This window comes from Corallococcus sp. AS-1-12 (assembly GCF_020036995.1).
Lineage (GTDB): Bacteria > Myxococcota > Myxococcia > Myxococcales > Myxococcaceae > Corallococcus.
This window is the reverse complement of record NZ_JAIQDD010000022.1, coordinates 1-14265: the sequence shown is the minus strand read 5'-3', so window position 1 is coordinate 14265 and position 14265 is coordinate 1. Positions and strand designations below refer to the sequence as shown.

The 14265-nt window shown below is 71.0% G+C and carries 10 protein-coding genes; 4 read left to right on the top strand and 6 right to left on the bottom strand.

The genetic code is table 11. From position 1 onward, the window contains the following. Positions 1–148 precede the first annotated feature (148 nt). Positions 149–2497 carry an AAA family ATPase gene (locus K8556_RS27725; protein ID WP_223743120.1) on the bottom strand — a complete coding sequence of 783 codons (2349 nt, stop codon included), beginning with the start codon at positions 2495–2497 and terminating at the stop codon, positions 149–151. Positions 2498–2643: 146 nt separating this feature from the next. On the opposite strand from K8556_RS27725, the gene K8556_RS27720 reads away from it, so the two are divergent. Both K8556_RS27720 and K8556_RS27715 read left to right on the top strand, forming a co-directional pair. Continuing rightward, positions 2644–3144 (top strand): flavin reductase family protein, encoded by a 501-nt coding sequence (locus tag K8556_RS27720; protein WP_223743119.1) that lies wholly within the window; start codon positions 2644–2646, stop codon positions 3142–3144. Between the two features lie 46 nt (positions 3145–3190). After that, the gene (locus tag K8556_RS27715) at positions 3191–3775 is read left to right on the top strand and encodes a superoxide dismutase (RefSeq protein WP_223743118.1); all 585 of its coding nucleotides are present in this window, start codon (positions 3191–3193) and stop codon (positions 3773–3775) included. Positions 3776–3837: 62 nt separating this feature from the next. On the opposite strand, the gene K8556_RS27710 is transcribed toward K8556_RS27715, so the two are convergent. The 3 genes from K8556_RS27710 to K8556_RS27700 form a co-directional block, all read right to left on the bottom strand. Further along, positions 3838–6567, bottom strand: a complete 2730-nt coding sequence (locus tag K8556_RS27710) for a serine/threonine-protein kinase (RefSeq protein ID WP_223743117.1) — start codon at positions 6565–6567, stop codon at positions 3838–3840. Between the two features lie 30 nt (positions 6568–6597). Next, on the bottom strand, positions 6598–7560 hold the full coding sequence (locus K8556_RS27705) for an SMP-30/gluconolactonase/LRE family protein (RefSeq protein WP_223743116.1): 963 nt from the start codon (positions 7558–7560) through the stop codon (positions 6598–6600). A gap of 77 nt (positions 7561–7637) precedes the next feature. After that, on the bottom strand, positions 7638–8522 hold the full coding sequence (locus K8556_RS27700) for a sigma-70 family RNA polymerase sigma factor (RefSeq protein WP_223743115.1): 885 nt from the start codon (positions 8520–8522) through the stop codon (positions 7638–7640). Between the two features lie 141 nt (positions 8523–8663). Between K8556_RS27700 and serC the strand changes: the two genes are divergently transcribed. After that, complete coding sequence (serC, locus tag K8556_RS27695) at positions 8664–9752, top strand: 3-phosphoserine/phosphohydroxythreonine transaminase (RefSeq protein WP_223743114.1); 1089 nt, start codon at positions 8664–8666, stop codon at positions 9750–9752. Positions 9753–9855: 103 nt separating this feature from the next. Then, on the top strand, positions 9856–10833 hold the full coding sequence (locus K8556_RS27690; RefSeq protein ID WP_223743113.1) for a JmjC domain-containing protein: 978 nt from the start codon (positions 9856–9858) through the stop codon (positions 10831–10833). 40 nt (positions 10834–10873) lie between these two features. On the opposite strand, the gene K8556_RS27685 is transcribed toward K8556_RS27690, so the two are convergent. Both K8556_RS27685 and K8556_RS27680 read right to left on the bottom strand, forming a co-directional pair. Continuing rightward, the gene (locus K8556_RS27685) at positions 10874–12502 is read right to left on the bottom strand and encodes a cyclic peptide export ABC transporter (protein ID WP_223743112.1); all 1629 of its coding nucleotides are present in this window, start codon (positions 12500–12502) and stop codon (positions 10874–10876) included. Beyond that, positions 12499–14265 (bottom strand): condensation domain-containing protein (locus K8556_RS27680; protein ID WP_223743111.1); only part of this gene is annotated, 1767 nt, incomplete at its 5' end. The genes K8556_RS27685 and K8556_RS27680, both read right to left, overlap by 4 nt.

Below are 14265 nucleotides of genomic sequence, written 5' to 3'. Positions count from 1 at the left end.
CCGGGGGACGACCCCCGGAGCACGGGGAAGGGCCGCGGAGGACGAGGGAGTGCGCCCGGAGCCCTTCCGGAGCATGGCCTTGGCGGAGGCCTTCGGGCCCTGGTCACGGATGCGCACGGTCCCCCCCGCACCATCAGCGCGAGGGACGCTAGGTCATCTCCACATCCAGGACCAGGGAGGCCCGGATGGGATGTCCATGACTGCTCCAGAAGCGGTGGAGCAGGTCGAAGTCATAACTCTCCTGGACGCGAGGTGTGAGCTTGCGGCCATCCAGCTCGTGCGGGAGTCCGCGCGTGAGCAGCCCATGCAACACGCCGAGCAGCTCGTGTTCCTCCTCCGCGCGGTGGGACCACGCGGAGACGATGAGCCCCAGCCGCAGCGCGCCGTTCTGGCTGACCGCCAGCCGGTAGAGCGCGAGCGACACGGCGGGCCGCTTCCCCGCGAGCGCCTCCCGGGTGGGAGAGCCGTGGAGGATGTGGACCTCCTTGAGGAAGTGTTGTCTGAGCTGCGAATCCAGTGCCTCCTGGAACACTTCCGCCACGCGCCGGAGGCGTGTCCCCGCATCCGAGGGCGCCTCCGCCTCCGGACGCCGGGAGAGCCGGCCCAGCTCGTACAGCTCCAGGGCGACGGCGCGCTCCAGGTGCTCCTGGGCCAGCGGAGCACCGGCCTGTTCCGCGAGGAAGATGGCCTTGAGCGCGGCGTTGCGGATGTCCCCGCCCGCCAGCCGGTGCCGCTGCGCCAGGCCCGCCAGGTCGAGCGTCCCCGCGCGAGGCACGCCCTCCGGAAGCATCAGCTCCCAGATGCGGCGGCGCTCCTCGACCTCGGGGAAGGGGAACTCGATGCGCGCGTGGAAGCGGCGCAGGAAGGCTTCGTCGATGGCGGTCTGCAGGTTGGTGGCGAGGATGATCAGCCCGTCGTGACGTTCGATGCGCTGCAGGAGGAAGCCGACCTCCAGGTTGGCGAAGCGGTCATTGGCGTTGCTGACCTCCGTGCGCGCGGAGAACAGCGAGTCCGCCTCGTCGAAGAACAGCACGGCGCCGGAGCGCTCGCCGTGGGACAGCACCTCGTCGATGTTCTTCTCCGTCTCGCCCACGTACTTGCTGACGAGCCGGGACAGGTCGATGACATACAGGGGCCGGCCCACCGCATGGGCGATGACCTCCGCGGCCAGGGTCTTCCCGGTGCCGGAGCGTCCGGAGAACAAAGCCACCGGGCCCGAGTGCAGCCGGAAGCGGCGGGACAGGCCGCGTTCCTCGGCGACGCGGTCGCGCTGGGCCACGTAGAACAGCAGGCGCTCCAGGGCCGCGCGGGTGGTGTCCCGCACCACGAGGTCCGCGAACGTCCGGGACGTCTCCAGCCGGTAGCCATGGCGCAGGGGCACCTGGACGAGCCGCGAGGCGGCGGCACGAAGCGCCTCCACGTCCCCGCCCGGAGCCGAGTCGAACACGCGGCGGACGTCCTGCTGCCCGCCCCGAAAGCCAGACGCCAGCCGCCCCGCGTCCGTCTCCGTCAATGACAGTCCCCGCGCCGTGGCCTCCTCCATCCAAAGCGCCCGTCGCTGGACGAAGCCCAGGGTGGGGGCTTCGTGATGTGGCACGGCGACAGGCTGCGCGGAGTCCGCGAGCACCAGGGCCCGCCCGCCAAACCGCTGGCACAATCCGGACAGCGTCTCCGTGACGGAGAGCGCCAGCCCCCGCTCCCCTCCGGACAGGTCCACGGCCAGCAGCGCGCCGCGCACGGAGGCCAGCCGCCACAGGGCGCGGGCCATGGGAGCCGGCTCCGGAGCTCCCACCCACCGGGCGACGAGCAGCGGCACACCGGCCTCGGCGGCGAGCCCCAGCGCCACGCCCAGCCGCTCTGCTTCGCCATGCACGACGGCGAACGTCCCGGGCGAAGAGGAAGGCAGCGCCTCCGGCCCGTGCCATTCCAGCGAGAGCTCGCCCAGGACGGAGGGCCGGGGCAACTCCAGCAGGGCCTCACGGACCTCCGGCGCCAGGTCCACGGGCCGGAGCATGGGAGGAAAAGCGCCGGCTCCTGTCTGCACGAATCCACCGCCCACCAGGAGGCCGGTGTCGGTCAGCGACGCCAGCAAGCGCCGCGCGCGAGCCGGCGTGCGTCCCAGGACGGTGAGCAGCAACCGCTCCACGTTCCACCCCTGCGCGGTCTCGTCCTGGAGCACGGCGAACAGGCGCGAATACCGGGGCTCCAGCCAGGTCGCGAGCAGGAGCAGCAGCGCCTCCTCCTCCACGGAGTCCAGGCGAAGCGAAGCCCGCAGCCGGGCGAAGGGAAGGGGAGGCGAAGCGCCCAACAGCGGCGTCTCCGGAAGCGCCGTGCTGAAGGCGAGCTCGGAGGTGGAGGGGCGCACGGTGGTGCGCACCGCGTCCCAGCCCGCATCCTGTTCCCCCCGGAGCTTCGACGCGCGGGCCTCCTCCAGGTCACACACCTGGATGAGCAGCGCGTCCAGACGCCTCAGCGTCTCCCCCCACAACGGATCCATGGGCGCCTCCGGCCGGCCAGCATACGGGGGGCGGGTGGACCCGGCCATGGACGGGCCCGGAGGGCAGGTGCCACTGCGTTGGCATTCCGCCAATGCATTGGAGGAAGTGCTGACCCGGTGGCGGGGCGGGTGGTAGAGACCGGCCCATGACTCAGAGCGGTACTGAAGGGGTGTCGGCCCTGGACTTCCGGGAGGCGATGTCCCGGTGGGCGAGCGGGGTGGCGGTGGTCTCCGTCCGTGACGCGGACGGGATCGCGGCGACGACGGTCAGCTCCTTCAGCTCCCTCTCCCTGACGCCTCCGCTCATCGTCCTGGCGCTGCAGCAGTCCTCCCGCACCCTCAAGCGGGTGGAGGCCGCCCACCGCTTCAGTGTGAGCGTGCTGTCCACCACCCAACGTGACGTGGCGGTCCGCTGCGCGAAGGGGGAGGCCGAAGGCCGGGTGTTCGACGAAGGAGCCTTCGTCCAGGACAGCCTGGTGGGTCTGGCGTGCGCTCTGTTGGATGTGCACCGTTACGGCGATCACCTGTTGCTGGTGGGCCGTGTGGAGCGCATCCAGCGGGGAGTCGACGCAGCACCGTTGCTCTACTGGAACCGGGCGTATCGCGCGCTGACAGCGCACCCGGAGCCAGGGCCCGCCCCGAAGTAGCGAACCCGTAGCCGAACCTCACTCAACCCGGAAAGGACGCACCCCAATGCCCTTCACGCTGCCCGAGCTCCCGTACAAGAAGGACGCGCTGGCCCCGCACATGAGCCAGGAGACGCTGGAGTACCACCACGACAAGCACCACGCGACCTACGTCAACAAGCTCAACGAGCTGACCGCCGGCAAGCCCGAGGCCACCCGCTCGCTGGAGGAGGTCATCCTCGGCAGCGACGGCGCCGTGTTCAACAACGCGGCCCAGGTGTGGAACCACACCTTCTTCTGGAACTGCATGAAGCCGGCCGGCGGTGGCAAGCCGACGGGGGAGATCGCGGCCGCCATCGACCGCGACTTCGGCTCCTACGACGAGTTCAAGCGGCAGTTCTCCGACGCCGCCGCCACGCAGTTCGGCTCCGGCTGGGCCTGGCTGGTGAAGGACGGCAACAAGCTGTCCATCATGAAGACGTCCAACGCGGACCTGCCGATGAAGCACGGCAAGAAGGCCCTGCTCACCATCGACGTCTGGGAGCACGCCTATTACATCGACTACCGCAACGCGCGCCCCAAGTTCATCGAGACCTTCCTCAACAGCCTCGTGAACTGGGACTTCGTGAACGAGAACCTGAAGAACGCCTGATGTGAAGTGAAGTGACGGGAACCGCGCGGCCCGGTCCGGAGCGGCGCGGTTCCCGGATGCATTCAGCGCCCAGCGGACCGCGCCCCCGCCAATCCCTCCACCAGGAACAGCCGGGAGAGCGCCTCGTTGTAGGTGTATGCGTAGGACGTTCCGTCCTCGGAGATCGCCAGCGTCATCACGGAGATGAGGCCCGGCATGATGCCCCCCGCCGGGAGTGACAGGTGCGGCGTGCTCGCGCCGGTCTTCACGTCGACCCGGGAGACGCGCACCGGGAGCGAGACGCTGCGCAGGTAGAGCGCCGCTCCGCTCGAGTCCCAGCCCACCACCCACTGATCCGTGAACCGCCCGGGGACCGTGCCCAGCGGCTCGCCCGTCGCGGAGAACACGCGAAGGCTCCCCGTGTCATCCACCGCCGCCAGCCGTGCTCCATCCGGGGAGATGGCCGTGGTGAAGCCCGAGCCCTCCGGGGTGATGGGCCGGGGCGCTCCGGCGCCGGGCTCGAACACCCAGAGCCGGGCGGGACGTCCCTCTTCGTGCGCGCGCAGGAGCAACCGCCTTCCATCCGGGAACCAGCGCGCGGTGAGCACCGTGGTGACGGGCGCGAGCGACAGCGGCCGGGGCTCTCCCGCGCCCGTGGGCAGCAGCAGGAACTCCATCCGCTCGCCGTAGCGCACCGTCAGCACCTGCTTGCCGTCCGGCGACAGGGCCATGGGGATGCCGTCGCCCAGACGGACCGGAGGGGCGCCATCCGTGGTGCGCAGATAGGCGCCGTAGGTGGGGCCCTCCACCTCCGAGCCCTCGGCGAAGAGGAGGGTGCGGCCGTCGCGGGACATGTCCGTCATGAACGACGAGTCCGACCACGTCAGGTCCCGCTCCGCGCCCGCGTGCCCGAAGGACAGCCCCGTGCGGATCACCGGGTGGTCCACCAGGACGGAGCCCTCCCGGGAGATGTCATGCAGCACCATCCGCCCGGCGATCCGGTCCACCGGCCGCGTCGTGCCGCGCAGGTCGACCGCGAACAACTCGGAGTCCGCGCCCGTCCGGGAGGCGGTGAACCACACCTCGCTTCCATCCGGAGCCCACGCCAGCCCCCGGATGCTCGCCCAGTCCGAGGAGAGCTCGCGCGGTGGACCGTCCTTCTCCAGCACCCAGACGCCGCCCCGGTCGTCCTTGGGGTGCGCGTGGAACAGGAAGGCGATCCGCGCCCCGTCGGGGGACACGCGTGCGTGGCTGATCCACCCCTGGGACTCGAAGCGCACCGTGCCGGGGGGCTGCTCCAGCCGGAAGGTCTCGCCCACGCGGCGCACCACCGCGAGCGGTCCGTCCGAGCGTCCCCAGTCCGCCTCCAGCACGCCATCGAGCACGGCCCGGGGCGCGCCGCCCGCGAGCGGCATCAGCCCCAGCGTCCCGCTGCCATGGTCGGCGTCGAAGAAGCGGGGCTCGAGCAGCACCGCCAGCTCCCCCTTCGACGACGCGGCGAGCACATCCGCGCGCTGTCCCAGCGGTTGTGACAGCGGGCGCTCCGTGCGCGCGCTGTACAGCTCCGCGGGGCCTCCCTCCCACGCAGCGCCATAGAGCAGCGTGTGCCCGTCCGCGGAGAACCGGGCGCTGAGCACGTGGCCCCGGCGGAACGTCACGGGGCGGTACGTCGGGCGTGACGCCTGCGCGGCCGGCACCGCCGGAGCGACCGGCCGGCTCCCGAACGTCAGGAGGCCACCGGCGACGAGCAGCAGCAGCACGGCCGCCGCGGCCGCCAGCAGGGCAGGGCGCGGGAGCACCCGGCGCCGCACGGCCAGGGGCGCACCGCGAGCCGCGAGGGACTCCAGGGCGAAGGCCAGGTCCTGCGCGGACTGGAACCGGTCCTCCGGGGCCTTCGCCAGACAGCGCGCAATCACCGTCCCCAGCTCTCCCGGCAGGACAGGAGGCGCGTCGCGGAGCGCGGCGCTCATCCGCTCCACCGGACTGTCACCGCCAAAGGGCGCATGGCCGCTCACGGACTCGTGGAGCACCGCGCCGAGCGAGAACACATCCGCGCGAGCATCCACGCCCTGACCGCGGATCTGCTCCGGCGCCATGTACCCGGCGGTGCCCACCACCGCGCCGCTCTGGGTGAGCGAGGCGGCCTCGACGCGCTCGGTGAGCCGCGCCAGCCCGAAGTCGAGGATCCGCGCGCTGCCGTTCGAGCACAGGAAGATGTTCGCGGGCTTGAGGTCGCGGTGGATGACGCCCCGCGCGTGCGCGGCCGCGAGCCCCTGCGACAACTGGATGCCCAGCCGCAGCACCTGCTCCGGTGGCAGCGGCCCCCGCATCAGCCGCGTCCGCAGGGTGGCCCCCTCCAGCCACTCGGTGACGAGGTACGGCACGTCCTCGTGGGTCCCCACGTCGAACAGGGTGAGCAGGTGGGGATGGGACAACGCTCCCGCCGCGCGGGCCTCCTGGCGGAAGCGGGCCAGGCGCTCCGGATCCTGCGCGAACCGCGACGGGAGCACCTTCAGCGCCACGTCCCGCCCCAGCCGTCCATCGCGAGCCCGGTACACGTCACCCATCGCGCCGCTGCCCGCGTGGTCGACGATGACGTACGGCCCCACCTGCTCCCCAGGCGCGAACGCCCGGGGAGGAGGCGCCACCTCCACGAACCGGCCCTCCGCGTGCCACGTCGCCGCGACGGCCGCGAGCAGCGACCCGCAGGCGTCGCAGCGGGACAGGTGCGCCTCGGCGAGGGCGCGCTGCCCGGACGGCAGGCGGCCCTCCACGAAGGCGAGAATCGTTTCCTCGGACGGACATCCCGACATGGTGGGACGCGACTCTACGGGCGTTCGCGCTCAGGGCAGAAGCGGGGGCACCGCCACCCGGTACGCGCGGAAGGGCAGGGCGGGGGTCCCCGGCGTGCCGAAGAAGAACCCCATCTGCGACTCCAGCACCCACGCGCCGTCCTTCGTGATCGCGGCGGCGGTCGGCTCCACGAAGCCGTTGGCGAGCACCTCCTTCGCGCCAGCCCCTTCACCGAGCGTCACCAGCGAAGCCCGACCCGGCGTGTTCTCCACGACGAACAGCCGGCCCGAATCCACCCACTCGACCCCGTCCGGCGTCTCCAGGGCCGGCGTCACCGGGATGGTCACGGGCGCCGCCGCGCTCCCATCCGGCTGGATGTCGATGGAGAACAGCGCGCCCGTGTCGCTCTTCACGACGTAGAGCCGGTTCGCCCCGTCGTAGGCGATGCCGTTGAGGGTGATGAGGCCCGGCTCGGAGGGCTCGTACGCGGCATCCGAGGACCACGTGTCGAGCGCCGTCCCACCCACCGGCAGCCGGAAGACCGCGTTCCCGAACGAGTCCGTCACGTACACGTTGCCTGAGGCATCGACGGCGACGTCGTTGCAGAAGCTGACCTGGCTGGGCATGGCATGGCTGGACTTGAGGGCACCCGTGGAGAGCGCATACCCGTTCAGGTACGACGCCTGCGCGGGCAGCAGCAGGTCGTCGTAGGTGCAGGCCCAGAGCGTGTCGTGGGCCTCGTCCACCTCGAGCCCGTAGACGCCGAACGAGGCCCGGCCCGGGACGAAGACCTCGGCCCCCAGTGAGCCCGGCTTGACGCGAGCGATGGCGCCGGTGCCCAGGCTGCCCGCGTAGAGCGTGCCGTCCTTCGACGCCGCGATGCCCTCCGGGAAGAAGGCCTCGCCGGGCCACTGGACCTCGGTGGGGATGGCGGGGGCATCGTCGGGGAACGGCTCGCAGGCGGAGACGGTGGCGGCGAGGGTGACGACGGACAGCCAGGAAGAGACGCGCATGGGGCTTTCCTCGGTGAGGCCCGGAAGGGGCCTTTCGACGCCCTGACACCGGCCGGGAAATCCCTTGCAGCGAAAGTTCAGCCCCCCGGACCGAGCAGCCGCGTCAGGCTGAGGTCCACCTGACTGACGACGAGCGCCGCGATGCTGTCCACCGAGGACGCGCCCACTCCCAGGCGCTCGCAGAGCCGCCGCGTCGTGGTCTCCGCCACCTGCTCCCGAGCCCGGCTGAGCCACCGCGACACGGTGGACATATGGACGCGGTAGAGCGCCGCGATGGCGTCCAGGGACAGCGCCTCCACGTGGTACAGGCGCATCAGCGTGCGGTCCCGGTCGGACAGCTCGCCCAGCGCCGCGCGCACGGCCTCCGTGAAGGCCTCGCGGTAGCGCGAGCGCAGGTGTTCGAGCTCCGGCCCCAACTGTTCACCGAACGCGGACTCGACGGAGTCCTGAGCTGCGGAGTCGGCCCGGGCCTCGGAGCGCTTGAGGTTGAGCGCGATGCGCATCGCCGCCACCCGCACCCAGCCGCCCAGCGCGCCGCCCCCGGTGAACTCCGCGATCTTCGGCTCACCGCCCGCGGCGGCCGTGAACAGCTTCTCCCGGAGCGCCTGCCGCACCTCCGCCACGAACGCGGGCGAGCGGTCCACGCCGGACACGAACGCGCCGACGTCGCGCAGGTAACCGTCCTCGAAGAACTGGAGCGCGGCGCGGTCGTGCCGCAGGCACCCGAAGGCCAGGTACAGCTCCGAGAAGGCGGGCGAGGTCCCTTCGAGCGCCTCCAGGAGCGCGGCCGGAGCCGTCAGTCGTTGCGCGACGAACGCCACGAAGGCGAGCGGCTCCAGCTCCACCCCGGGCCAGCGAGACCGGGCGCGGTCAATCGAAGCGCGGAGCAGCTCCTCCAGGCGCGAGGGCTCCGGAAGCGAAGCAGGCGCGCGGCCAGGAGCCGCGAGAAGGGCGGAGGCCAAAGGAGTAGGGGACACACACGGGACGCTACCACCCCCACCGGGCGGACGAAGGCCACCGTCCGACAGAGCCCACGTTGCTGATGACCCCCGGAGCCCCACCGGCGAGAATGCCGGAGCGCTTCACTTCCCAGAGGACAAGCCATGCGCGTCATCAACTTCAATCCCGGCCCGGCCGGTCTCCCCACGGCAGCGCTGGAGCGGGCCCGGGACGAGCTGCTCGACTTCCAGGGCACGGGGATGTCGATCATCGAGCACAGCCACCGGGGCAAGGCGTTCGAAGCCGTGCACAACGAAGGCATCGCCCTGGTGAAGGAGCTGCTGTCCGTCCCGGACACGCATGAGGTCCTCTTCCTCCAGGGAGGCGCCTCGCAGCAGTTCGCGCAGGTGCCGATGAACTTCCTCCCGCAGGGGGGCTCCGCGGACTACGTGGTGACGGGAGGCTGGAGCGAGAAGGCGGTGGACGAGGCGCGCTACTACGGCACGCCGCGCATCGCCGCGAACACGGTGGACAAGGACAAGCGCTTCACGCGAGTCCCCACCCAGGCCGAGCTCCAGTTGGATCCGAAGGCCGCCTACGTCCACATGACGAGCAACAACACGCTCTTCGGGACGCAGTGGCACACGTTCCCGGAAGTGGGGCAGGTGCCGCTGGTGGCGGACATGAGCTCCGACATCCTGTGGAAGCCCATCGACGTGAGCCGCTTCGCGCTCATCTACGCGGGGGCCCAGAAGAACATCGGGCCGTCAGGCATCGTCCTGGTGCTGGTGAACAAGGAGTTCATGGCGAAGGGCCGCAAGGACATCCCGAAGATCTTCCGTTACACGACCTACGCGGAGAACAACTCGCTCTACAACACGCCGCCCACCTTCTCCATCTACCTCTGCCGCAACGTGCTCGCGTGGATCAAGGGCGTGGGAGGCCTGAAGCAGATCGAGGCGTGGAACCGTGAGAAGGGCGAGCTGCTGTACGCGGCGCTCGAGCGCAACGCGGGCTTCTACCGCGCCCCGGTGGAGAAGGCGTCGCGCTCGTACATGAACGTGGTGTTCCGCCTGCCGGACGAGAAGCTGGAAGAGGCCTTCGTGGCCGAAGGCGCCAAGGCCGGCATGGTGGGCATGAAGGGCCACCGGATCACAGGCGGCATCCGCGTGTCCCTGTACAACGCGGTGACCGTGGACCACGTGAAGACGCTGGTGTCCTTCATGGACGACTTCGCCAGGCGCAAGGGGTAGGCCCCCGCGGTTCGCGCACCGGCCCGGGTGCTCGCAAAGACACGCAAGCCTGGGTTGACACAGAGTGTGAGCCCGTCGACGCTTCCCGTAAAGGGAGGCTTACGTGGAAAAGACGGGACTGACGGCGGAGTTCTGGGACGGCTTCGCTCGGGACTACTGGAAGAAGCGCTCCGTGGTCTTCAAGGGCGTGGTGCCGAAGGACCTCCTGACGGGCATGGACGTCCTGGAGACCTTCGGCGGCTACGTCGCCCACAGCCTCGGACAGGGGCCCGGGGCCGCGCCGTCCAAGCAGCGCGGCGGCCACGTCCGCCTCTTCGTCGAGGGCCGGCAGATTGGCCCCACGGAGCAGCTCAAGTTCCTGCCGCGAGGCGACGGGCTGTCGGGCTACATCCAGGAACTCAACGCGACTTTCGGCGGCGCGCGCGTCGGCATCATCCTCAACGACGTGGAGCTCTACAACGCGCGGCTGGGCGTCCTGCTGCGGGAGCTGCTTTCGCCGCTCATCTCCCGCGTGGGCATTCCCGCGCGCAACGTCGAGTCCACCATCTTCGCCGGTGACTACGACGTGACGCCGTTCGGCATCCACAAGGACGACTCGGCCGACGTGCTGACCCTGGTCATCGAAGGGCGCAAGCGGATGCTGGTGTGGCCGGAGGCGTACTTCGACGAACACCCGGAACGCCTGCAGCAGCTCCAGGCCGGCAACGAGGCCATCCCCCTGTTCGAGAAGGACGCCACGGAGCTCATCGCCGAGCCCGGCGACGTCATGTACTGGCCCGGCTCCGCCTACCACGTCGCCACCGGCACGGGCGGCGTCGTCGCCACGTGCGCCATCGGCTTCTGGCACAAGGCCAACCTCTCCGAGATGATCAGCGAGCTGGTGAAGGACGTGCTCACCTCGAAGCTGGGCGGCCGCAACACCATCATCGACAACTGGCGGCCGGACGCCGTGCCCTCCGAGCTGGAGGCGTCCACCCACGCCCTGCGTGAGCTGCTGACCGGCGGTGAGTTCCAGGCCGCGCTCACCCGGGCCTGGACCGAGCGCGTGGACCGGCTCGGGTTCATGGCCTACCGGGAGTAGCCCCGGGCGGGCCCCGGCTCGTGGCGGACCGCCCGTTCCGTCACGAGCCGTGCGGGCGCAGGGCCTGCGTCTCTTCCGGCAGCAACTGGCCGTACTCCAGCCGCAGCAGCCGGTCCGCGAGGTGGAAGTAGCGGTCGTCGTGCGTGATGACGAGCACGGCCTTCCCCCGGCGCTTCAGGTCCGGCAGCAGTTGCTCGTAGAAGAGCGCCTTGAAGACGGGGTCCTGGTCCGCGGCCCACTCGTCGAAGAGGTAGATGGGCCGGTCCTCCAGATAGGCGGTCAGCAACGCCAACCGCTTGCGCTGTCCCTGCGACAGGCTGGTGGTGGACAGCGCGCCCCCTTCGATGCGGACCTTGTGGGTCAACTGCAGACGTTCCAGGTAGTGCCGGGCGGCTTCCGTCAAATCCTCGCGCTCCAGGCCGAGCATCCGGTCGAAGAGGCAGAAGTCCACGAAGACGCTGGAGAAGAGCTGACGGTAGCGTTCCCAGTCCTGCTCGCCGGTGAGGGGCCTGCCGTCCAGGACGACGGCTCCGGATTCGGGCGTGTAGAGGCCGATGAGCAGCTTGGCCAGCGTCGTCTTCCCGCTGCCGTTGCCGCCCACCAGGAACACCAGCTCCCCCGGACGCAGGGTCAGGTCGATGGGGCCCAGCAGGAAGCGGCCGTCCTCGTGGTCCCGGCGGTAGGCGTGGGTGATGGCGCGCAGCTCCAGTTGCTCGAAGGCGCGGGGGGCCTCCAGGGGGCCCTGGAGCTCCGGCGGCTCCTGTCCCAGCCCCAGCGCCTCCAGCTTCCCCAGCGCGACGGTGGCCTGGCCCACGCCGTGGAAGCTGTTGAGCACCGAGTCCAGCGGCTGCTGCATGTAGAGGATGGTGAGGCTGAATCCCGTCAGCGTCGCGGAGTCGATGCCTCCGAACGTGGGCATCACGAACAGCAGCAACCCGATGATGGCGAAGAACAGCAGCATGCCCCAGCTTGAGTTGGCCGCGTCGATGGCGCCGCTCAGCGCGTCCACCCGGCGCAGCGAGGCGGACGTGCCCACCAGGTCCTCGCGCAGGAAGGCCTGACGGCGCTCGCGGTGCATCTTCAGCTCCTTGGTGCCCTCCGACAGCGTGTCGAAGTGCTTCAGCAGGCGGTCGTACAGCTCGCGCGCCGTCCGCATCAGCCCCAGGGAACGCCGCGCGGGCAGCATGTACGTGGCGATGCCCACCGCCATGAAGCCCAGGGTGGTGAGCAGCAGGGGCCGGGACAACCAGGCCATGTAGCCCAGGCACCCGAGCAGGATGGCCAGGTGGATGAGGAGCTGGGGCAGCAGCATCAGCCCGGCGCCCACGAAGGAGATGTCGCCGGTGAGCGCCGCCAGCAGCCGGTGGCTGCCCAGCTCCTCCAGCCGCCGCAGGGGCGTGGCGAGCATCCGCGTTCCCAGCTCCGTGCGCATCTGGAAGACGAGCCCGTGGTGCATCCAGTTGAGCACCGCGTGCGAGGCGAACCGCGACAGCAGCGCCGCCGCGCACAGGGCGGCGAAGTAGCCCCCCATGCCCTGGGCCTTGCCCACCAGCGCGGCGCCCGTCATGGCGAGCAGGCCCGCGCTGCTCGCGCCCGAGGCCAGCCCCGTCACCACGGCCAGCACCAGCGCCAGCCTCGAACTCCTCAGCAGCATCCGCAGCAGGTTCAAGCGACACCCCAGCCCGTCAACGTTCCCGCGAGCGCGCCGGAGGACCCCACCAGCGAGTCCACCCGCGCCTCCGGCTCCGCCACCACCCGCTCCAGGAGCCCCACGAAGGCCTGCCCCAGCGCCTCCACCGTCTCGCGGCGGAACAGCCCGGCACGATATTCGAAACTTCCACTGAACCCTTCCGGGCCCTGGAGCACGGCCAGCGACACGTCACTCACGGTCTCTTCCAGCTCCAGCGGCACGGGGCTCAGGGTGAGCCCGCGCGCTGCTCGTGGGGCTTCTCCGCCCTGGGCGAAGGAGAACCCCGCGGGCAGCGCCCGGGTGCCGCTCGCGCCCAACAGCCGCATCAGCTCGTCGTGGGGCAGCCCCGCGTGCTCGAACGCCTCCAGGTAGGCGGCGCGCGCCCGGCGCAGCACCTCGCGGAAGCCGGGGTTGCCCGCGAGCGGCGTGCGCACCACGAGCAGGTTGGCGAACATGCCCGGCATCCGCTCCAGCTCCGGACGCGGCCGGTGCGCGTGGGCGAAGGCCACCAGGGCCTCTTCCCTGCCGGAGGCCCGCGCCAGCAGGACCTGGAAGGAGGCCATCAGGAGGATGAACGGCGTGACGCCCTCGCGGCGGCCCAGGGCGACGAGCTGTCCGGAGACCTCCGGCGACAGGGTGAAGGGCACGCTCCCGGCGGCGTGTCCGCCGTGACCGGCCTCGAGCGACGGCTCCAGCGGCAGCGCCGGGAGCGGCAGGGGCGCTTCCAGCTTCCGGCCCCACCAGCTCCGCAGGCCTTCGAGCACCTCGCCGCGAAGCCAGGCATGTTGCCAGCGCGTGAAGTCCCGGTACTGCAAGAGGGGCTCGGCCAGCGGTGACTCCCGCCCGTCCTGGAAGGCGCCGTGGAGCGCCGCCAGCTCCGCCATCAGCACCTGTCCGGACACGAGGTCGGTGAGCGCGTGGTGGAGGTTGATCAGCAGCAGGTGCCGCTCTTGCGCGAGCCGCAGCAGGAGCGCGCGCATCAGGGGGCCCTGCTCCAGGTCGTAGGGACGCCAGGCCGCTTCGTGGAGCCGTGACAGGGCGGTCTGCTCGCGCTGGGCCTCGGGGAGGGGCTCCAGGTCGAGGCAGGCCAGCGGGAAGTCGCCGGGGGCCGCGATGCGCTGGACGGGCACCCCGTCCACGAGCGGGAAGGTGGTGCGGAGGATTTCATGCCGGCGCACCAGCTCCGTCAGCGCACGGGCGAGCACCGCTTCGTCGAGCGGTCCGTCGACGCGGAAGGCCATGGGCACGGAGTTGAGCGGGCTCGCCGGGCCTCCGCGCTCCGGTGACCAGTACGTCCGCTGGGAGAGGGAGAGCGGCAGCTCCTCCACGGGCTCGCCGGGCTCCACCGGAGGCAGCGAGGCCTGGCGGTCCTCCCCGGCCGTGCCGAGCCGCAGCGCCAGCGCGGCGACAGTGGGGGCCTGGAACAGGTCGTTGAGCGTCAGCTCGCGCTCGAACGTGGCGCGGATCCGCGTGATGAGCTGTGCGGCCAGCAGCGAGTGCCCGCCCAGCTCGAAGAAGTCGTCCTGAACGCCCACGCGCTCGTGGCCGAGCATGTCGGCCCACAGCCCCGCGAGCAGCTCCTCCAGGGGCGTCCGGGGCGCGACGTAGCGGTCCATGAGCCCCGGTTGCTCCGGAGCGGGCAGCGCCTTGCGGTCGACCTTGCCTGCGGCCGTGAGGGGCAGCGCGTCCAGGAGGACGAAGGCGGAGGGGACCATGAAGGAGGGGAGGCGCTGCTCGAGGAA